The organism is Nonomuraea turkmeniaca (genome assembly GCF_005889735.1).
Taxonomy (GTDB): Bacteria; Actinomycetota; Actinomycetes; order Streptosporangiales; family Streptosporangiaceae; genus Nonomuraea; species Nonomuraea turkmeniaca.
Genome location: NZ_VCKY01000198.1, coordinates 1 through 19,940, shown reverse-complemented (window position 1 = coordinate 19,940; position 19,940 = coordinate 1). Strand labels below are relative to the sequence as shown.

Annotated in this window: 19 protein-coding genes; 8 read left to right on the top strand and 11 right to left on the bottom strand. The window is 70.9% G+C overall.

The window, feature by feature from the left end:
- Nucleotides 1-34: 34 nt before the first annotated feature.
- Both ETD86_RS40285 and pobA read right to left on the bottom strand, forming a co-directional pair.
- Nucleotides 35-319: a DUF6401 family natural product biosynthesis protein gene (locus ETD86_RS40285; RefSeq protein WP_138671893.1), complete on the bottom strand. Its 285-nt coding sequence runs from the start codon at nt 317-319 to the stop codon at nt 35-37.
- A gap of 72 nt (nt 320-391) precedes the next feature.
- Nucleotides 392-1,567, bottom strand: a complete 1,176-nt coding sequence (pobA, locus tag ETD86_RS40280; RefSeq protein WP_138671892.1) for a 4-hydroxybenzoate 3-monooxygenase — start codon at nt 1,565-1,567, stop codon at nt 392-394.
- An 82-nt stretch (nt 1,568-1,649) separates the two neighbouring features.
- Between pobA and ETD86_RS40275 the strand changes: the two genes are divergently transcribed.
- Entirely contained in the window at nt 1,650-2,417 is a 768-nt protein-coding gene (locus ETD86_RS40275) for an IclR family transcriptional regulator (protein WP_138671891.1), read from the top strand.
- Here the strand turns inward: ETD86_RS40275 and ETD86_RS40270 are convergent.
- On the bottom strand, nt 2,386-4,152 hold the full coding sequence (locus tag ETD86_RS40270) for a thiamine pyrophosphate-dependent enzyme (RefSeq protein ID WP_138671890.1): 1,767 nt from the start codon (nt 4,150-4,152) through the stop codon (nt 2,386-2,388). The two genes, ETD86_RS40275 and ETD86_RS40270, sit on opposite strands and share 32 nt — an antisense overlap.
- Before the next feature lie 68 nt (nt 4,153-4,220).
- Here ETD86_RS40270 and ETD86_RS40265 point away from each other — a divergent pair, with 68 nt between their 5' ends.
- The gene (locus ETD86_RS40265) at nt 4,221-5,114 is read left to right on the top strand and encodes an SDR family oxidoreductase (protein ID WP_170223510.1); all 894 of its coding nucleotides are present in this window, start codon (nt 4,221-4,223) and stop codon (nt 5,112-5,114) included.
- 8 nt (nt 5,115-5,122) lie between these two features.
- On the opposite strand, the gene ligD is transcribed toward ETD86_RS40265, so the two are convergent.
- From ligD to ETD86_RS55880, 3 genes are all read right to left on the bottom strand, one after another.
- The gene (gene ligD / locus ETD86_RS40260; protein WP_138671888.1) at nt 5,123-6,328 is read right to left on the bottom strand and encodes a non-homologous end-joining DNA ligase; all 1,206 of its coding nucleotides are present in this window, start codon (nt 6,326-6,328) and stop codon (nt 5,123-5,125) included.
- 29 nt (nt 6,329-6,357) lie between these two features.
- Nucleotides 6,358-7,101, bottom strand: a complete 744-nt coding sequence (locus ETD86_RS40255; RefSeq protein WP_138671887.1) for a crotonase/enoyl-CoA hydratase family protein — start codon at nt 7,099-7,101, stop codon at nt 6,358-6,360.
- Between the two features lie 73 nt (nt 7,102-7,174).
- The gene (locus ETD86_RS55880) at nt 7,175-7,837 is read right to left on the bottom strand and encodes a hypothetical protein (protein ID WP_170223509.1); all 663 of its coding nucleotides are present in this window, start codon (nt 7,835-7,837) and stop codon (nt 7,175-7,177) included.
- A 242-nt stretch (nt 7,838-8,079) separates the two neighbouring features.
- On the opposite strand from ETD86_RS55880, the gene ETD86_RS40245 reads away from it, so the two are divergent.
- Complete coding sequence (locus ETD86_RS40245) at nt 8,080-8,835, top strand: alpha/beta hydrolase family protein (protein WP_211370625.1); 756 nt, start codon at nt 8,080-8,082, stop codon at nt 8,833-8,835.
- A 48-nt stretch (nt 8,836-8,883) separates the two neighbouring features.
- Here ETD86_RS40245 and ETD86_RS40240 read toward each other — a convergent pair whose 3' ends face one another.
- Nucleotides 8,884-10,572, bottom strand: a complete 1,689-nt coding sequence (locus tag ETD86_RS40240) for an acyl-CoA dehydrogenase family protein (protein WP_138671885.1) — start codon at nt 10,570-10,572, stop codon at nt 8,884-8,886.
- A gap of 31 nt (nt 10,573-10,603) precedes the next feature.
- On the opposite strand from ETD86_RS40240, the gene ETD86_RS40235 reads away from it, so the two are divergent.
- Nucleotides 10,604-11,332 carry a PaaX family transcriptional regulator C-terminal domain-containing protein gene (locus ETD86_RS40235; RefSeq protein ID WP_211370624.1) on the top strand — a complete coding sequence of 243 codons (729 nt, stop codon included), beginning with the start codon at nt 10,604-10,606 and terminating at the stop codon, nt 11,330-11,332.
- Here the strand turns inward: ETD86_RS40235 and ETD86_RS40230 are convergent.
- The 3 genes from ETD86_RS40230 to ETD86_RS40220 form a co-directional block, all read right to left on the bottom strand.
- The gene (locus tag ETD86_RS40230; protein ID WP_138671883.1) at nt 11,322-12,350 is read right to left on the bottom strand and encodes a hypothetical protein; all 1,029 of its coding nucleotides are present in this window, start codon (nt 12,348-12,350) and stop codon (nt 11,322-11,324) included. The genes ETD86_RS40235 and ETD86_RS40230 overlap by 11 nt on opposite strands.
- Before the next feature lie 64 nt (nt 12,351-12,414).
- Nucleotides 12,415-13,812: a glutamate-cysteine ligase family protein gene (locus tag ETD86_RS40225; protein WP_138671882.1), complete on the bottom strand. Its 1,398-nt coding sequence runs from the start codon at nt 13,810-13,812 to the stop codon at nt 12,415-12,417.
- Between the two features lie 35 nt (nt 13,813-13,847).
- Nucleotides 13,848-14,558: an SDR family oxidoreductase gene (locus ETD86_RS40220; RefSeq protein ID WP_138671881.1), complete on the bottom strand. Its 711-nt coding sequence runs from the start codon at nt 14,556-14,558 to the stop codon at nt 13,848-13,850.
- A gap of 103 nt (nt 14,559-14,661) precedes the next feature.
- Here ETD86_RS40220 and ETD86_RS40215 point away from each other — a divergent pair, with 103 nt between their 5' ends.
- Together ETD86_RS40215 and ETD86_RS40210 are read left to right on the top strand one after the other, a co-directional pair.
- Nucleotides 14,662-15,492: a helix-turn-helix transcriptional regulator gene (locus ETD86_RS40215; protein WP_138671880.1), complete on the top strand. Its 831-nt coding sequence runs from the start codon at nt 14,662-14,664 to the stop codon at nt 15,490-15,492.
- Between the two features lies 1 nt (nt 15,493).
- The gene (locus ETD86_RS40210; RefSeq protein ID WP_138671879.1) at nt 15,494-16,540 is read left to right on the top strand and encodes a zinc-dependent alcohol dehydrogenase family protein; all 1,047 of its coding nucleotides are present in this window, start codon (nt 15,494-15,496) and stop codon (nt 16,538-16,540) included.
- Here ETD86_RS40210 and ETD86_RS40205 read toward each other — a convergent pair.
- Nucleotides 16,518-17,006 carry a carboxymuconolactone decarboxylase family protein gene (locus ETD86_RS40205; RefSeq protein ID WP_138671878.1) on the bottom strand — a complete coding sequence of 163 codons (489 nt, stop codon included), beginning with the start codon at nt 17,004-17,006 and terminating at the stop codon, nt 16,518-16,520. The genes ETD86_RS40210 and ETD86_RS40205 overlap by 23 nt on opposite strands.
- Nucleotides 17,007-17,183: 177 nt before the next feature.
- Here ETD86_RS40205 and ETD86_RS40200 point away from each other — a divergent pair, with 177 nt between their 5' ends.
- Nucleotides 17,184-18,152 (top strand): aldo/keto reductase, encoded by a 969-nt coding sequence (locus ETD86_RS40200; RefSeq protein ID WP_138671877.1) that lies wholly within the window; start codon nt 17,184-17,186, stop codon nt 18,150-18,152.
- A gap of 39 nt (nt 18,153-18,191) precedes the next feature.
- The gene (gene polX / locus ETD86_RS40195) at nt 18,192-19,871 is read left to right on the top strand and encodes a DNA polymerase/3'-5' exonuclease PolX (protein WP_138671876.1); all 1,680 of its coding nucleotides are present in this window, start codon (nt 18,192-18,194) and stop codon (nt 19,869-19,871) included.
- The last annotated feature ends 69 nt before the right edge of the window (nt 19,872-19,940 follow it).

Below are 19,940 nucleotides of genomic sequence, written 5' to 3'. Positions count from 1 at the left end.
GATCAGGCAGGGGCCGGTCAGCCGGGGGGGTCGGTCAGGCGGGGAGTTCGTCGCTCAGGAAGCCGCGCTCGCGGGCGAGCCAGCAGACCGCCGTCAGGCGCAGCGCCGCGGCGTCGAGGTCAGCGGGCTCACTGGGCTCGCTGGTGAAGGCCCAGCCGCGGTGGCGGAGCTCGTCGAGGAAGCCGAGCAGGTAGTCGCCCAGCGTCTCCCGATCCAGCGGAATCGCGTCACGCAGCACCGCGGCGTGCTGATCCACGGCCGCGACCAGCCCGGGATCGCTGCCCATCCGCGCGAGCTGGGTGTCGCCCAGCTCGCCCATCAACCACCGAAAGGGCGAAGCCGCCCAACCTTCCTCAAAGACCACCAAACAACCCTAAAGCATTTTCCAAGGTCAGCGGCCATACGGGAGCCCGACGTAGTTCTCCGCGAGCGTCGTGGCCGCCGCCTCCGACGAGGTGACGTAGTCCAGATACGACAGCTGCAGCCGCCGCCCGTACGCGTCGTCCTCCTCGAACGTGTGCAGCAACGTCGTCATCCACCACGAGAAGTGTTGCGCTCGCCACACCCGCTTCAGGCACGCTTCCGAGTACCCGTCCAGCAGCGCGGTGGAGCCGTCCGAGAAGTACGCCTCCAGCGCCTCCGTCAGCACGCGCACGTCGGCCACGGCCAGGTTGAGCCCCTTCGCCCCGGTGGGCGGCACGATGTGGGCGGCGTCCCCGGCCAGGTAGAGCCTCCCGTACTGCATGGGTTCGACCACGAAGGACCGCATCGGCGTCACGCCCTTCTCGGTGATCTCCCCCGTGGTCAGCGTGAAGCCGGGCACGCTCTCCAGCCGCGCCTTCAGCTCGTCCCAGATCCGCTCGTCCGGCCAGTCATCGACGCTCGTATCGGCAGGGACCTGCAGGTAGAAGCGGCTGACGGTGGGCGAGCGCATGCTGTGCAGGGCGAAGCCGCGCTCGGTCCTGGTGTAGATCAGCTCCTCCGACGACGGCGTGACGTTGGCCAGGATGCCGAGCCAGGCGAAGGGATATTCGCGCTCGAAAACGCTCAGAACCCCCTCGGGGATGGACGGCCGGGACACACCGTGGAAGCCGTCGCAACCGGCGATCACGTCGCAGTCGAGCCGCTCGCCGCCGAACGTCACGTACGGCCCCGTGTCCGACCCTGGCTCGAGCCCGTGCACGGCCACGTCCTCGACCTCGAACCGCACGTCGCCGCCGGCCGCCAGCCGGGCCGCGATCAGGTCCTTGACCACCTCCTGCTGCCCGTACACGGTGATCGACCGGCCGGGGACGAGCTTCTCGAAGGGGATGCGGTGGCCGGCGCCGCCGTACCTGAGCTCGATGCCGTGGTGCGGCAGCCCCTCGCGCAACATGCGCTCCCCGACGCCCGCCTCGACGAGCGCGTCGACCGTGCCCTGCTCCAGCACGCCGGCCCGCACCCGCCGCTCGACGTAGTCCCGGCTGCGCTTCTCCAGCACCACGGAGGAGATGCCGCGGAGGTGGAGCAAATGGGACAGCAGCAGGCCCGCGGGGCCCGCGCCGATGATCCCGACCTGAGTTCGCATGAGGGAAGCATCCTGCTTCGGGCGGGGACAAGCCGAGGGCCCGCTTCCACTGAGTGGAATACTGGGTGGCATACTGGCGGCCATGGCAGGCGGGTCCCGTGAGCCAGGCCGCACCGTCGCCTCCAAGGTGCTGGCCCTCCTCGGCGCGTTCGACGCCGCCCATCCGCAGCTCACGCTGACGGACCTGGCCAGGCGGAGCGGGGTGCCGCTGAGCACGGCGCACCGGCTGGTGGCCGAGCTGGAGGAGTGGCAGGCGCTCAGCCGCGACCCCGACGGACGGCTGCGGGTGGGGCTGCGGCTGTGGGAGCTGGGGCAGCTTGCCCCCGGCCGGCTGGTGAGCCTGGCGCATCCGTGGTTGCAGGAGCTGTTCGTCACCACGGGCGAGAACGTGCACCTTGCCGTCCGCGACGGCCTGGAGGTGCTGTACGTGGACAAGGTGTACGGCCGCCGCGCGGTCCCCATCGTCTCCAGGACCGGCGGCCGGCTGCCGATGCACCCGACGGGCGTGGGCAAGGCGCTGCTGGCGTACGAGCCTGACTGGTTCGTCAAGTCCTACCTGGCCCGCAAGCTCGAACGCCCCACCCCGCACACGATCACCGAGCCGGGCCGGCTGGCCAGGGAGCTGGCCACGGTCCGGGCCCAGGGCTACGCGCTCACCTACGAGGAGATGACGCTCGGCTCCTGCTCGGCGGCCGCGCCCATCCTGGTGGACGGCCGGGCCGTGGCGGCCGTGGGCATCGTGGTCGCGTCGCGGCGGGCGCGCGAGCTGCCCCGCCTCATCGACCCCCTGCTGACCGCCGCGGCCGGAATAGCCAGGGCTAGTCCCCCATCCTCTGGATCCGGTCCTTGAACAACGTGGTGGCGATGGCGGCCCGGTGCGGCTGTCCCTTGAGGAACGCCTGGGCGAAGTTCTTGGCCTGCTCGTAGGAGACCTTGGCGGGCAGGGGCGGCTCGTTGGGGTTGACGTCCACGTCCACCAACGCCGGGCCGTCGTGCGCGAGCGCCTGTCCGATGGTCAGCGCCACGTCGTCGGCCTTGGTGACCTTGGCCCCGAACCCGCCGCACGACCGGGCCCAGGCGGAGAAGTCGCCCTCCGGCTCCGAGTACCGCACGCCGTGCTCGGGGTAGCCGAGCACCATCTGCTCCCACAGGATCTGGCCGAGCGAGTTGTTGTTGTTGACGACCACCTTGATCGGCAGCCGCTGCTGGACGGTCGTCAGGAACTCCGCCATCAGCATGGAGAAGCCGCCGTCGCCGACGTACGCGATGACCTGCCGCCCCGGGAAGGCGTGCTGCATCGCGATCGCGTACGGCAGCCCGTTCGCCATGGAGGCCAGCGTCCCCGACAGGTAGAACTCGCGCCCGCCGCGGATCGTCCAGTGCCGGGCCGCCCAGGTGGCGATGGTGCCGCTGTCGCAGGTCATGATGGCGTCGTCGGTGGCCAGCTCGTCGAGGACGGAGACGGGGTACTGCGGCGCGATCGGGTCGCGTTCGGGGTTCTCCAGGGCGTCCATGTCGGCCCGCCACTCGGCCATCATGCGCTGATATTTCGCCAGATGATCGTTGCCGTTCCGGGGGGACAGCAGCGGCAGCAGCGCCGCCAGCCCCTCCTTGGCGTCGCACACGACCGGCACGTCGGTCGCGATCCGAGCCCCCGCCCTGGTCGGCTCGGCCTCGAACTGCACCACCCGCGCCTTGCCGGGCTCCGGCAGGAACTTCGAGTACGGGAAGTTCGTGCCCACCATGAACAGCACGTCGGCGTCTTCCATCAACTCCTCGCTCGGCCGGGTGCCGAGCAGCCCGATCCCGCCGGTCGTGTACGGCGAGTCGTCCGGGATGACGGCCTTGCCGGGCAGCGTCTTGACCACGGGCGCGCCGAGCGCCTCCGCCACGGCCAGCACCTCCTGCCTGGCGTGCAGCGCGCCCTGCCCGACCAGCATGGCCGGGCGCTCGGCGTGGTTGAGCACCTCGGCCGCCCACTCGACGTCCTCCGGCCGGGGGATGCCGGCCGGCTGCAGGTAGACGGCCGCGGTCCGCGGCGTCCTGGCCGGCGCCACATGCTTGTACGGGTCCGCGTCCGCCTCGGCCACCTGGATGTCGTTGGGCACGGTCAGATGGGCGACCCCGCGCCGCGCGTACGCCGTCCTGACGGCCTGGTCCACCAGTGAAGGCAGCTGCGCCGGATTGGTGATCATCATGTTGTACTCGGCCACGTCGGCGAACAGCTTGTCCAGGTGGACCTCCTGCTGGTAGCCGGTGCCGAGCACGGACGTCTCCTGCATGCCGGTGATCGCCAGCACCGGCACGTGGTCGAGTTTGGCGTCGTAGAGCCCGTTGAGCAGGTGGATCCCGCCCGGCCCCGAGGTGGCCAGGCAGACCCCGAGGCGCCCGGTGGCCTTGGCGTAGCCGGTGGCCATGAAGGCCGCGGCCTCTTCGTGGTGGACGAGGACGAAGCGCACCCGGTCGCGATGGCGGCGCAGCCCCTCCATGATGCCGTTGATGCCGTCGCCCGGCAGGCCGAAGACGGTGTCCACGCCCCACTCGGCGAGCCGTTCGATCAGGGATTCCGATGCGATTCGAGCCATGCGAGCGGCTCTACCCCACTCGGCCGGACCCATGTCAATGGTGTGGATTCCAGGGTAGAGGAGGCGGCATGCGCATCTTGGTCACGGGAGCGACGGGCACGCTGGGCAAGGCCTTGGTGCCCGCGCTGGTCAAGGCGGGTCACCAGGTGCGGGCGTTGAGCCGTACCAAGAGGGAGAGCCGCGGGAACATCGAGTGGATGTGGGGCGACCTGTTCTCCGGCCACGGTGTCGCCGAGGCCGTGGCCGGCGTGGAGGCGATCGCGCACCTGGCCACGAGCGGCCGCAAGGGGCGCGGCGCCGTGGACATCCCGGGCACCCGCCTGCTCACGATGGCCGCCCGCGACGCCGGGGTCGGGCACCTGCTGCTGACCTCGATGGTCGGCGCGGACCGCGCGCCCTTCGGCTACCTCAAATACAAGCTGGAGGCCGAGCGCCTGGTCGAAGAGAGCGGCCTGGGCTGGACGGTCCTCCGCTCCACCCCGTTCCACCAGTGGCTCCACCAGCGGCTGCGGGATTTCTCCGCGCTTCCGGTGCTGCCGGTCGACCCGACCGTGTACTGGCAGCCCGTTCACACGGGCGAGGTGGCCGCCCAGGCGGCCGGTCTGCTCGCCGGCGGACCGCTGGGCACCGAGATCGAGTACGGCGGACCGCAAAAGCTCGACACCGCCGAACTGACCCGGACGTGGCTGCATGCCCAGCACCTGCGCCGCGCCTGCCTGCCCATGCGCTACCCCGGCCGCCTGTACGCCGCCGCGCGTTTGGACGCCCTGACCACCGACGCCACGCCCAGGGGTGAGATCACCTGGCAGGACTACCTGGTCCCGCCCCCGCCGGTCCCCTCGGACGACTTCGCCTCCGAGCACACCGCCTCGCCCACCAGCCCGGCCACCCAGCCGGAGCAGGACCCCGACCGCCACGTCTACGGCGGGGACGAGGGATACGAACGCCCGACCCGTGGCTGACCTGACGGTCATCCGCGGGGCGGGCCGCCGGCGCCGCCCCACGGGTCGTAGTCGACCTCGAGCGGCTCCTGCGGGGGCCGCTCCCCCTCCGGCACGTGCTGGAGGTTGACCCGGATCCGATACCACACACTGCTGCGCCCCCGCATGCCGTCCACCAGCACGTCGGCGGGGTTCAGCTTCGCGGCGACCTCGGGATGCCGGGCCTTCCACCGCTCGAAGCCCTCCATGGCCTCGTCCTTGTGCTCAGCCTTGGCGATCTCGATGACGGGCATCGTCTGCTGCCTGCGCCCGCTGCCTTTGGGCGGCTTGGGCGCGGGCCCGAGCTCCTCGGCGAGCTCCAGCAGCCCGTCCAGAGAGCCGGCGTGCAGATCCATGTCCTCCCAGGGGTCGCCGATCTCCGCCAGCCGCTGGGGCACGGTGTCGATGGTGAACCGCTCCGGCCGGCAGCCGGGCACCTCGTCCCAGGTCAGCGGCGTGGACACGCGGGCATCCTGCACGGCGCGCACCGAATAGGCCGAGGCGACGGTGCGGTCGTAGGCGTTCTGGTTGAAGTCCACGAAGACCCCGTGCCGTTCCTCCTTCCACCACCGGCTGGTGGCCAGGTCGGGGGCCCGCCGCTCGACCTCCCGCGCCACCGTCTCGGCCGCCTTGCGGACCTTCGCGAACGGCCAGCGCCGCTCGATCCGCGCGTACACGTGGAAGCCGCGCGACCCGGACGTCTTGGGCCAGGCCACCAGTCCGTGATCGGCCAGCACCTCCCGCGCCACCCGCGCGGTCTTCAGCACGTCGGCCCAGTCGACGCCGGGCACCGGGTCGAGGTCGATGCGCAGCTCATCGGGCTTGGCGAGGTCGTCGGAGCGCACCGGGTGCGGGTTGAGGTCGACACACCCCAGGTTGACCACCCACAACAGCTGGGCCAGATCGGTGCAGACGACCTCCTCGGCGCTGAGCCCGGACCGGTATTTGAGCTCGGCGACCTCGATCCAGTCGGGCCGCTTGGCCGGGGCGCGCTTCTGGAAGAACGCCTCCTGCTCGATCCCGTGCACGAACCGCTTGAGCACCATCGGCCGCCCGTGAACGCCGCGCAGCGCCGCCTCGCCGACCGTCTCGTAGTAGCGGATCAGGTCGAGCTTGGTCTGCCCGGCCTGCGGAAAGACCACCTTGTCTGGGCTGGTGATGCGGACCTCGCGCCCGGCGACCTCGATGTCAGGCATGTGGCCACGATACGCGGGTGCGCCGACAATCAGCCGAAGTCGCCGTGGCGGCCCGCGCCGGCGGCGAAGCGTGCCGCGCCCTCGACGGCGTCGGGCGTCGAGACCAGGCCGTGGCGCAGCTCGTTGCGCATGGCGTCCTCCTCGCCCACCCCGTCCTGCTCCAGGACCGACAGCCGGTCGCCGCGCAGGCAGGTCTGCGGGAAGCGGGCGATCTCGCGGGCCAGCTCCTCGGCGTGCCGCCGTGCCGTGCCGGTGGGGACGAGCCGGTTGGCCAGCCCCATCTCGTACGCCTCCCGCCCGCCGACCGGCCGACCGGTGAGGATCATGTCCATGGCCCTGGACGCCCCGATGAGCCGGGGCAGGCGTACGGTGCCGCCGTCGATCAACGGCACGCCCCACCGGCGGCAGAACACCCCGAACACCGCGTCCTCCTCCGCCACCCGCAGGTCGCACCAGAGCGCGAGCTCCAGTCCGCCCGCGACGGCGTGCCCGGCGACGGCGGCGATGACCGGCTTGCCCAACCGCATCCTGGTCGGCCCCATGGGCCCGTCGCCCTCCTCGCCGACATGGTTGTCGAGCGCCTTGAGGTCGGCGCCGGCGCAGAACGTGCCGCCCTCGCCCCACAACACCGCCACGTCGGCGTCGGAGTCCTCGAAGTCGCGGAACGCGTCCGCCAGCGCGTCGGCGGTCTTGCGATCGACGGCGTTGCGCGCCTCCGGCCTGCTGATCACCACGGTGATGACGGGGCCCTGGCGCTCCACGCGTACGGTCATGCGACCCTCCTCGGGGAATGTCCTCGGGGAAACGTGCCGAGCGTACGCTGCCTGCCAGGTTCGGGCCAGCACCCTAATGGCGGCGCGGCTGGGCGGCCCATGGTGCGGGTGGTGGGGGAAACCCTCCCGGAGCCGACGGCGGTGGGGGCGACGGCGCGACGAGACGGGCGAAGAACGGAAGCGCGGACACGCACAGAACCAGCACCGCGAAGACCCCGACCCCGGTCCACTGGTAGGCGCCCGCAACGAACTTCGCGGTCATCAGCCCCTTCGGGTCCGCGGTGACCTCGGCGGGAGAGCCCTGTTCGTGCCGGTCATCCTCGCGGCTCCGGATCTCGTGGACGCGTGCGTCCGGGCAGTGGACCGTATGCACGTAGGTGGTCCTCATCCTGCCTCCCCGTGCGCGCGTGGTCTCCGTGTCGACCTCAGTCACCGTGCAGGTCTGTCTCTCGCCGAGCACCGCCAGCGCGACCGTTCCGCCGGCCACGGGCGCCACACCCATGAGGGCGCCCCACATCGCGGCAGCAAGGGCGATCATGACGGACGGTGCCACGCGCCGCAATTGTCGCGTCCAGCCGCTGATCCGGGCGATCGCGGTGACATAGAAGAGCGTCCCGGCCAGCCCGAGGAACACCGTGAGCACCGTCTGGTGCGGAGGAAAGACGTGAATCATCGTGCCGATCACGGTCAGCGCCGCGGCGATGACGATGAAGACGGTTCCGGATCGATGCCTCATTGCCGGGAGCGTAGTGGGGCACGGTATAGATCAGCTATAGCGGAATGCCCGGCGGGGCGTCATCCCGTGCACCAGGCGGCCCCGCCCGCCGCGCCCGTTCCGATCACGCGCCTGACATGCGGCTCCCCCATGGTTTCGGTCACCGGACGCCGGTGGTCGACCTGGCAAGCCGTTGTCCATCGGCCGCGCGGAGCTCCTTCACCTTCGTGCCCCTAAGCTGGGGATTCGAGGAGGGACTCCCAGTGGATCTTGACCGATTTCTCGCCGAGCTCGCGGACTGGTCCATTCAGCACGACGTGTCCGCGCAAACGTACCGTTACGGGCCTCTTCCCGATCACGAGGCCGATCTGCGGTTGCCCCCCGACGCCACGCCGCGCGGTCTTGTGGTGGTGATCCACGGTGGCTTCTGGCGCTCGCGGTTCGGGCGCGACACGACCCGGGCGATCTGCGTCGACCTCGCCCAGCGCGGGTGGGCGAGCTGGAACGTGGAGTACCGGCGGGTCGGCACCGGCGGGGGCGTCCCCGAGACACTCGACGACATCACGGCCGCGCTTCTGTACCTCGACGAGCTGGCGCCGGTCGGCGACGTGCCGGTGGTGCTGCTCGGGCACTCGGCCGGCGGTCACCTCGCGTTGTGGGCGGCCGGGACGCGGCCGGTCGCCGCCGTCGTGCCGCTCGGCGGCGTCTGCGACCTGGCCGAGGCGGCACGGCTGGGCATCGGCGACGGCGCCGCGCTCGACTTCGTCGGCGGCACGCCTGAGCAGCGGCCCGAGCTCTACGACCTGGCCGACCCGGCACGCCGCCTGCCGAGCGGGTCTCCGGCGCTCGTCGTCCACGGCAGCGATGACGATCGTGTCCCGCCGGAGCTCAGCCGCCGGTACGCGCAGGCCGCGCACGAGGCCGGGGACCCCTGCCAGCTGCTCGAACTCGAGGACGTCGGCCACTTCGAGGTCATCGATCCGCGGACCGCGACGTGGTCCACGATCGTTCAGGGGTAAGAGGCCGTGGTGAAGAGGCCGTGGTGAAGAGGCCGTGGTGACTATGGGCTAGAGCGTCACCGCCCCGGCGAGGAGCTCGTCGAAGTGTTCCAGCTCCTCCGCCGGTCGGTCGATCCCGCGGAGCGGGCCGTGATCGACGAGGTGGGCGTCGGCGTAGAGGCGGGCGACCAGAGCCTTGCGGTCACCGTGGCCGGCGCGCTGCTCCCAGCCCGCCTGCTCCAGCAGCAGCGCGGCGGCGTAGACATCCGCCATGAGCTGGGCCAGCGGGAACAACCGGGCCTCGGCCACCGAGTGCTCCAGCGCGGACCAGGCGGTGATCGCCTTGCGGAGGTCCTCGATCCGCTGCCGCACCAGGTCACCGGAGCCGGCCGGGGCCTGGTCGACGGCGGCCTCCAACCGATCGAGGAACGGCTCGTGGGCGTTCTCCTTGAGCATCGCCCGCCGGACGTCCAGGCAGAGGATGTTGTCGCCGCCCTCCCAGATCGGGTTGACCTGGGCGTCGCGCAGGAGCCTGGCGACCGGCCACTGCTCGATGTAGCCGTTGCCGCCGTGCACCTCGATCGCGTCGCTGGCGGCCGTCACGCCGAGCCGGGCCGCGCGCAGCTTGATCAGGGCGGGCGCCAGGCGCAACCGCGGCCCGGCGTGGCCGTCGAAGACGAGCGCCTGCGCGGCCTCGACCTCGACGATCAGCTCGGCGAGCTTGCGGCGCATGAGCGGCTGGTCGATGAGCGGGCGGCCGAACGCCTCGCGGGCGCGGGCGTAGCAGATCGACTCCACCAGGGCGCGCCTGGCCACGCCGAGACCCATCATGGCCACGCCCAGCCTGGAGGCGTTGGTGAGCTTCATCATCGTCCCGAGCCCGGAGCCGGAGCCCTGTCCGGCCAGCAGGAACGCCTCCGCGTCGGCGAACTCGACCTCGGCCGAGGCGACCGAGCGGGTGCCGAGCTTGTCCTTGAGCCGCCTGATCCGCACCCCGTTGCGGCTGCCGTCCCGCCGTTCCCACAACACCAGGAACGGCGCGACCGCCCCCTCGGGCAGGCGGGCGAGCACCACGAACGCGGACCCGTTGGCGTTGGAGGCGAACCACTTGAAGCCGGACAGCAGCCACGCGTCGCCGGACGGCACCGCCGCGGCCTCCAGGGCCGCCAGGTCGGAACCGCCCGTCCGCTCGGTGAACATCTGGGCGGCCTCGCCGGAGTAGAAGCCGTTGGCGAAGATCTCCCGCACCCGATCGCGTACGTCCGGCGGCGCGTGCTTCTCGGCCAGCTGCACCACCATGTCGCCGCCCGTGCCGAGCGCGCACCCCATGCCGATGTCGGCCTGGTCGAGCAGGTACGTCCACGCCGCGGCGAGCGCGGCCGGGTCCGCCCCGTTCGCACGGGCCTGCTCCGCGAACGACGGCGAGGTGAAGTTGTCCGCCATGAGCGCCTGCCGGGCGGCCTGGAACGACGGCGGCATGACGACCTCGCTGACGTCCCTGCCCCACTTGTCGTACTTCTCCAGTCGCGGCGGATGGCGGTCGGTCTCCTCGGCGCACTCGGCCACGAGCCCGCCCATGAGCGCGCCCAGCCGGTCGAGACGCGGCTCCGCCCACGCATAGCCCTCGCCCAGGTGCCGCCGCATGATCAGGTGCAGCGTGGGATCGCAGGCCCACCAGTTGCGCCCGGCCGCGCCCTGGTAGCGCTCGGTGGCGTAACGGTCGCTGCGGTCGAACGGTTCTACGAGATAGCGCCCCATGTTCGCGAGTGTTACATATAATCGACACGCGATGGAAGAGCGTAAGGGTCTGAGTGCCCGATCGGCCGTGCTGAGCGCGCTGCTGGGCAGCCACCCGCCACGGTTGCCGGCCCGCCACCTGGTGCGCATCGGCGCGTTGTTCGGCATCGCCGAGGGCACCGTGCGCGTCGCGCTGTCCCGCATGGTGGCGGCCGGCGACCTGATCCAGGAGGCCCGCTTCTACACGCTGTCGGAGCGGCTCGTCGAGCGTCAGGCCAGGCAGGACGAGAGCCGCGACCCGCACACCAGGCCATGGGACGGCACCTGGGAGGTGGCCGTCGTCACCGCGGAGCGGCGCGCGCCCGCCGACCGGGCCGCGTTCCGGCACGCGATGACCACGCTGCGCCTGGCCGAGCTACGCGAGGGCACCTGGCTGCGGCCCGCCAACCTGGTGCGGGAGTGGCCGGAGAGCGTCACCGCGCAGTGCACGCGCATCGACGGCCGCCCGCACAGCGACCCCACTCCCCTGCTGTGGGACCGCGACGGCTGGGCGGCCGAGGCCCGCAGGCTGGAGGGGGCCCTGGAAAAAGCACAGGAGCGGGCCGACGGGCTGGCCGAGGGTTTCCTGGTGTCGGCCGCGGTGCTGCGCCACCTGCTGGCCGACCCGCTGCTTCCGGAGGAGCTCCTGCCGACCGGCTGGCCGGGCGCGGAGCTGCGGACCCGGTACGACGACTTCGACGCCCGCTACCGCGAGGTCCTGTTCCGGCACCTCAAAGACTGACCCCGAAGATCACCCGCTTGTTCCTGAACTCGGTGACGCTCCACAGCCTGCCGTCCTGCACGGTGAGGTCCTCGGGCCCGATCGGGAACGGCCTGGTCTTGAGTTTCCCGTCGGTGTAGACCAGCAGCTTGCCGTTGGTGGTCGCGTTCGCCGCCTGGCTGAGATACCACTTGCCGCCGTGCGAGATCGCGCCCTGGATCTTGGGGTGCCCCATCACGAACGCCTCGTTGGGCTCACCGCCGGAGAAGGGGAGGTCCCAGTGCACCACCCGGCCGTCGGGATCGTCCTCCCAGTACTCGCCCGTGATCAACTGCGGGGTGCCGCCACTGCGGTCGATCGACACGAACGAGAAGTGCGGCCCCGGCTGCGCGAGTCTCCAGAAGTCGGTCTGCGGGATCACGTACCGGTAGCCGAAGGCGTGGAACTTGCCGTCGTGCCGGCCGATCCGCGTGGGGTCGCCCAGGTCGTTCTGCGCGGTACGCAGGTCGAGCAGGTTGTTCAGGTCGAAGACCCGCAGCCCTCTGGACGTGTCGGCGACGTAGAGCAGGTCGCCGTCGAGCGCGATGCCGCCAGCGTGGATGTTGATCGGCGCGTACGAGCCGTCCTGTTCGGCCGCCACCAGCAGCGCGTGCTGGTACTTCAGCGTGCGCGGGCTCAGGAACGACACCCTGATCCCGCGCTCGCCGGCCGTGGGCTTGAAGTACCAGCTCGCCACGAACACCGGCACCCCGATGGAGCCGGACTCCGCGCCGCAGGTCAGGCCCTGGGGGTACCAGTCGGCGGTGTCCTGGTCCTTGGCGTCGAAGGCGTACCACTCGGCCGGCCTGGGCTGCATGGAGCCGAGCGCGGCAGCCGCTCCCCTGCGGGCCGCGGTCCTGTTGGCCTGCGCCAGCAGCGCTTCGACGGCGGTGCTGCCTATGTCCTGCGCGAGCTTGGCCGCCCCGTCGGCCAGGTCCCCCGTCGCCCGGTTCAGCGCGTAAGGCGCCTTCCCTGTGGGAACCATCCCCGTTTCCGCCATATCTCGGTCACCTTTCCCGTTCCTTTACCAAGTGTGACGGAACGGGAACGGGAATGGTTGCCGGTCAGCGCCACAAATGCACCGGAAGTCCCGACAACGCCAGCTCGCGATAGCGCAGCACGAGCCGCTCCCGGTCGCCGTGGAAGCGCGCCAGCGCCTCGCGCTGCCACGCCGAACCGGTGCGGCGCAACCGGGTCCGCTGCTCGATGACGGCCAGCGCGCGGTCGGCGTCGCTCGGCGTCACGCCCGCGCCGAGCAGGCCCTGCCGGGCCTCGGGCAGCAGGCTGAGCACCAGGTCGGCGGCCGCGAACTCACCGTCCCTGCCCGGCCAGGACAGCTTGGCGTCCAGCCCGTGCATGGCCGCCCGGTAGAAGTTCTGGTACGCCTCCGCGAACCGGTATCCGGTCAGGTCCCGCTCGGCCTGCGACAACGTCAGCCCCAGCAGGAACGCCGTGTTGGCCGCCATGTCGGCGCACGAGGGCCCGGCCGGCAGCGCCCGCATCTCGATCCGCAGGTGGCCGCCGTCGGCCGGGTCGTAGACGGGCCGGTTCCACTGCCAGATCGTGCCCTGGTGCAGCCGCAGCTCCGGCACCTCGTGCGGCTCGGCGTCGTCGTGCAGGTCGGGCACGATCGGCTCGTAGTCGCGTACGTACCGCTCGAACAGCTCGTGCGCCCCTTCGCGCACCCAGTCCGAGCCGAACGTGACCCGCCCGTCCCTGCGCCCGCGCCGCTCCACGTCCCGGTCGTCGGCGGCCTCCTCCATCAGCGCGATCCGCGTCTCCTCCCACAGCCGCCTGCCCAGGAAGAACGGCGAGTTGCCGCACGCGGCCAGCACCGGGCCGATGGCCAGCTGGGCGCCGTTGAACAGCCGGGCGAACCGCTCGGGCGGCGTGCGGATGTGCACCTGCCAGGAGGTGTTGGCGCTCTCCAGCATCACGTCCTCCACGGCCAGCTCCAGGTCGTCGATCTTGACCAGGAACGGCTCCAGCCGCAGCCGCCTCATGCCCCTGCTCAGAGCGCGGTAGCGGTTCTGGTCGCTCATGGCGCCGACCGTGAAGTCCTCGGTGTCGAGCGTGGGCAGGATGCCGATGGGCAGCGCGCCGCCGCCCTCGACCGCGCCGTCCACCTTCGTCATCATCTCCTGGACCTCGCCGCTCATCACCTCGAACGGCCTGCCCTCCAGCGGCGTCGGGGTCAGGTTGACCTCGACGTTGTAGCGGCCCAGCTCCAGCACCACGCGGGGGTCGGCGAGGGCTTCCAGCACCTGGCTGTTGCGCTGCAGCGGCCGGCCGCGCTCGTCGATGAGGAACAACTCCAGCTCGGCCCCGATCGTGGCCGGGCCCACGCCGAAGCCGGGGGTATCGAGCAGCTCACGCAGCACGCCGAGCTGCTCATGAAGGCGTTCCCCGAAGCGGACGTATTCCGCCTCGGTAAATCGCTCTTTGTCGAGATCTCGTCCCATCACCACCTTCTGTCCTATTCGTCAGGATTGACACCTCACCAGGGGACCACTCCTGCCTCCTGCTGGTAAGAGGCGGTGGGACCGTTCTCGTCGAGCGTGGCCAGCCGCACGGCGATCGCCGCGCCCTGCTCGGCGGTGCGGAAGCCGGAGTGGCCGTTGAGGTCGGTGGCGCAGTAGCCGGGGTTGGCGGCGTTCACCTTGATCGGGGTGTCCTTGAGCTCCCTGGCGTACAGGACGGTGATCATGTTGAGCGCGCTCTTGGAGGAGTTGTACGCGAGGAACGTGGCGTCCGCGAAGGGACTCGCCGGGTCCGCGGCCATGGTCAACGAGCCGAGCTCGCTCGACATGTTCACGATCCGGCCGGCCGGCGACGTGCGCAGCAGCGGCAGCATGGCGTTCGTCACCGTGACGACGCCGAACACGTTCGTCTCGTAGACGTCCCTGAGCGCCCGCGCCGAGGCGGCGCTGGGCTGGACCTGGCTGAGGTCGCCGGCGATCCCGGCGTTGTTGACCAGGATGTCGAGCGTGCCGAACTTCTGCTCGATCCACTTCGCGGCGGCGGCCGCGCTGTCCTCGTCGGTCACGTCGATCCGCACGTACGGCAGCCCGAGCCGCTCGGCGGCGGCCCGCCCGCGTTCCTCGTCGCGTGCTCCCACGATCGCGGTGACGCCCTGCTCGGCGAGCAGCCGCGCGATCTCGTAGCCGATTCCCTTGTTGGCACCCGTGATGAGGGCGATCTTCGTCATGCCTCCACGCTCGCCCAGGCCACCCGGTGGGCGGGAGAGACCTGGAAAAGCTGGGATCAGCAGTACCACCCACCACCGGTCTGTCATGGAGGAGGATGGAGACATGAACCGCGACCAACTCGCCGATTTCCTCCGCAGCAGGCGCGCCCGCGTCACCCCGGCCGACGTGGGGCTGCCCGCCGGCGAGCGCCGCCGCACGCCGGGCCTGCGCAGGCAGGAGATCGCGCAGCTGGCGGGCATGTCGATCGACTACTACATCCGCCTCGAACAGGCCCGCGGCCCGCACCCGTCACGGCAGGTCCTCAACGCGCTGGCCAGGGCGCTCATGCTGACCCAGGACGAGCGCGCCTACCTGTTCGACCTGGCCGGGCAGCCCCTGGAGGCGCCTTCCATCAGGGATGACGTGCCCGGCAGCGTGCTGCACCTGATGGCGTTCCTGGAGGAGGTGCCCGCCTACGTCCTCAACGCCCGCTACGACATCCTCGCCTGGAACCCCATGGCCAACGCCATCATGGCCGACCTCGAAAACCAGCCGGTCGAGAACAGGAACGTCATCCGCTGGGTCTTCATGTCCCCCGACATCGCCGAATACCTCGACGACGAGGAGAAGGGCCGCTTCGCCCGCGCCTCCGTCGCCGACCTGCGTGCCGCCGCGGGCCGCTATCCCGAGGACCGCCGGCTGCGGGCACTGGTCGCCGAGATGCTGGCGCTCAGCCCCGCATTCGCCGAGCTGTGGGACAGGCACGAGGTCGAGATCCGCAGGGAGCAGCGCAAACGCATCAACCACCCGCTCGTCGGCGTGATCGACGCGATCTGCCAGGTCATGCCGGTGCCCGACCGCGACGACCTCCGTCTCGTGCTCTACACCACCGAACCCGGATCGCCCTCCCACCAGGCCTTGCGCGAGCTGCGGCAACTCACTCTAAGCTCATGAGATGCGAGCGGTTGCGTTTGACATCTTCGGGGGCGAGCTCGACGTGCGCGAGCTGCCCGACCCTGCCCCCTCCCCGCACGGAGCGGTGATCAGGGTCGAGGCGACAGGGCTGTGCCGCTCCGACTGGCACGGCTGGCAGGGACACGACCCCGACATCAAGGCGCTGCCGCACGTGCCCGGACACGAGTTCGCGGGCGTGGTCGAGGCCGTCGGCTCCGACGTGCGGGAGCTCGGCGGGTGGCGGACCGGGGCGCGCGTGACCGTGCCGTTCGTCTGCGCCTGCGGCACCTGCGCGTCCTGCGCCGCAGGCGACCAGCAGGTGTGCGAGCGGCAGACCCAGCCGGGCTTCACCCACTGGGGCTCCTTCGCCGAGTACGTCGCCGTCGACCACGCCGACGTCAACCTGATCGCCATCCCCGAGGACATGGCGTACGCCACGGCGGCGGGGCTGGGCTGCCGCTTCGCCACCGCGTTCCGCGCCGTGGCCCAGGTCGGTGAGGTACGCCCGGGCGAGTGGGTGGCGGTGCACGGCTGCGGCGGCGTCGGACTGTCCACCGTGATGATCGCGACAGCCGCCGGCGCCCGTGTGGTGGCCGTCGACATCAGCACCGACGCGCTGCACCTGGCCGAGCTGGCGGGCGCCACGCACTTCGTCAACGCCTCGAGAGGCGACGCGGCCGCCCAGGTGAGGGAGCTGACCAGGGGCGGCGCGCACGTGTCCGTCGACGCGCTGGGCAGCCCGGCGACGTGTGCCGCCTCGATCGAGAGCCTGCGCCGCAGGGGCAGGCACGTCCAGGTGGGGCTGCTGCCCGGCGGGCCGACGCCGGTGCCGATGGACCGCGTGATCGGCCACGAGCTGCGGCTGCTCGGCAGCCACGGCATGGCCGCGCACGCCTACCCGCCGATGCTGGAAATGATCAGAGCCGGGATCCTGCACCCGGACCAGCTGGTCACCCGGACGATCGGGCTGGCCGACGCCGGCAAGGCCCTGGCGTCGATCGGCTCGGTGCCGGGCGTCACGATGATCACTCCTCGATCGCCACTCTGAACGTCCTGAGCACCATCGCCAGCATCTGGTAGTGGGCCACGAGCATGACCAGCTCGATCCTTCCAGCCTCGTCGTAGCGATCGCACAGCGCCGCCCAGGTGGCGTCGGTCAGGTCGCCCGCGTAGTGCAGGTCGTCGGCCACCTGCAGGACGAGCCGGTCCTCGACCGGCCAGAGGGCGGCGGGCTGGCGTACCGACTCGATCTCCAGCTCCGTCAGGCCCGCCTCCCGGGCCAGGCGGGCGTGCTGGGCCCATTCGTAGGCGCTGTCCTTGTGGTACGCCGTCCGCAGGATGGCCAGCTCGCGGACGCGGGCCGGCAGCGTGCCGTTCAGCAGCGTGCCGCCGAAACGCAGCCATGCCCGATAGAGCTCGGGATGGCGGGCCAGCGTGGTGAAGACGTTGTACGGGTTGGCCTTCGTGAAGCCGTCCCATTCTTCGGGTGGAAGGGGCTGCACACGGGGTTCCATGGTTCGCAGCATCCCTCACAGGAGCGGCTGCTCGGTAGAGCGCCTGGGGAGAGAGATTCCGGCCTGACACCCTTGTCAAAGGACTTCTCACCTTCCGGTCGCCTCCGCTCCGGAACAGCACTGACGTCGCGCCGGCCGGTCGATTGACCTGTGCGTTCGCGTTCTATGGTGGGCGGTATGGATTACACGCGACTTGGTGACACGGGTTTGAAGGTCTCGCGAGTGTGCCTGGGCATGATGAGCTACGGTGATCCGGCCCGGCAGGAGTGGGCGCTGCCACAGGAGCAGGCCGAGCCGATCGTCCGCAGGGCGGCCGAGGCGGGCGTCACGTTCTTCGACACCGCCGACGTCTACTCTCGCGGCGAGAGCGAGGTCGTCACCGGCAACGTGCTGCGCGGGATCTTCTCCAGGCGCGAGGACTACGTGCTGGCGACCAAGGTCTACTTCCCGATGAGCAGGGGCATCAACGACCGCGGCCTGTCGCGCAAGCACATCCTGGCCTCCATCGACGCCTCGCTCGATCGCCTGGGCACCGACTACGTGGACCTCTACCAGATCCACCGGTGGGACGACGAGACGCCCATCGAGGAGACCATGGAGGCGCTGCACGACGTGGTCAAGGCGGGCAAGGTCCGCTACATCGGCGCGTCCAGCATGTGGGCGTGGCAGTTCGCGAAGGCGCAGCAGGTGGCCGAGCGCAACGGGTGGACGAGGTTCGTCTCCATGCAGAACCACTACAACCTGCTCTACAGGGAGGAGGAGCGCGAGATGCTGCCGCTCTGCCTCGACCAGGGTGTGGGCGTGATCCCGTGGAGTCCGCTGGCGCGGGGCGTGCTGGCCCGGGCCGGCTCGGCGACCACGACGACGAGGGCGGGGTCGGACGAGCGCATCGACGCCCTGTACGACCCGGAGAACGACAAGCTGATCCTCGACCGGGTGGCGCAGGTGGCGGCCGAGCGCGAGCTGCCCGCCGCGCAGGTCGCCCTGGCCTGGCTGCTGCACCAGCCGGCGGTCACGGCGCCGATCGTCGGGGCCACGAAGGACCGGCACGTCGACGACGCGGTGGCGGCGGTGGACGTGGCGTTGTCGGACGCGGAGCTGGCGTTCCTGGGGGAGCCGTACCGGCCGCGTGAGGTGCGGTTCTGACCATCCCGGATTGTCGGTCCCAGCCCCTAGGGTTAGGGCATGCGGGCAAATGAGGAGGCGGCGTCGGCGCTGCAGGAATACGCGGAGTTGTTCGCGCTCTGCGGCGGCGACGCCTTCCGGGTGCGGAGCTACCAGAAGGCGGCCAAGGCCATCGCCGGGTTCCCCGAGGACATCTCGGTCGTCGACGTGCGCAACGTGCCCGGCGTCGGCGAGGCCATCGCCAAGAAGATGGAGGAGTTCCTGCAGCGCGGGAGCTTCCGGCAGCTCGACGACCTGCGGGCGCGCGTCCCCGACGGGGTGCGCAGGCTGACGCGGGTGCCGACCCTGGGCCCCAAGACGGCGATCATGCTGTTCGAGGACTACGGCATCGACTCCACCGAGGCGCTGCGCGAGGCGATCGGCTCCGGCCGCCTCGACGGCGTCAAGGGCCTCGGCCCCAAGACGCTGGCCAACCTGCTCAAGGGCATCGAGCAGCTCGAGCAGTCCGGCCGCCGGGTGCACATCGGCGTGGCCATGTCGCTGGCCGAGCAGGTGATGGCGTCGCTGTCCGCCGAGCGGCTCGCGTACGCGGGGTCGCTGCGGCGGATGAAGGACACGATCGGCGACATCGACATCCTCGCGGTCGCACCCGAGTCGATCATGGCGGAGTTCCGCGCTCAGCCTTACGTCGCCGACGTCATCGCGGCGGGCGACAAGAAGACCTCGATCCGCACCACGTCCGGCATCCAGGTCGACCTGCGCGTGGTCCCCGCCGAGTCATGGGGCGCGGCCATGCAATATTTCACCGGCTCCAAGGAGCACAACGTCGCCATCAGGGAGATGGCGGTGAAGAAGGGCTGGAAGCTCTCCGAGTACGGGTTGTTCGAGGGCGAGCGGGTGATCGCCGCCGAGTCCGAGGAGGACATCTACGCGGCGCTCGGCATGCAGTTCGTGCCGCCGCCGATGCGGGAGGACGGCGGTGAGGTCAAGGCGGCGCTCCGGGGTGAGCTGCCCATGCTCGTGGAGCTGTCCGACCTCAAGGGCGACCTGCACACGCACACCAACCTCACGGACGGGATCGCGTCGCTGGAGGACATGGTGGCGGCCGGGCACGCCCGCGGCTACGCCTACTACGCGGTCACCGACCACGCGCCGGACCTGGCGATGCAGCGGATGACGTTGGACAAGGCGCTGGAGCAGCGGGGGCAGGTGGCCGAGCTCCAGCAGAAATACCCGGACATGCGGCTCCTGCACGGCACCGAGCTCAACATCGCCCCCGACGGGTCGGTGGACTGGCCCGGGGAGATCCTGCGGGAGTTCGACGTCTGCGTGGCCTCGGTGCACTCCCATTTCGGGATGTCGCGGGACGAGATGACGCGGCGTTTCATCGCCGCCTGCGAAAACCCGTACGTGGACATCATCGGGCACCCGACGACGCGGAAGATCGGCAAACGGGCGGCGGTGGACGCGGACTGGGAGGCCGTCTTCCGTGCGGCGGCCCGCACGGGCACGGCGATGGAGATCGACTCGTTCCCCGATCGCTCGGACCTGCCGTCGGATCTGGTGCGGCTGGCCAAGCACCACGGGGTGAAGTTCTCGATCGACAGCGACTCGCACGCGATCCCGCACCTGGCGAACCAGCGGTTCGGGGTCGGGATCGCGCAGCGGGCGTGGTTGACGACGGACGACGTCATCAACACCTGGCCCTTGGACCGGCTCCAGGCCTTCCTGGGCCGCTGACCTCGTCACCCCTGCCAGGGGTTGCGGTCCGCTCCAGGGGGCGGTCGGTGCGGGGGGTCGGTCCGGGGG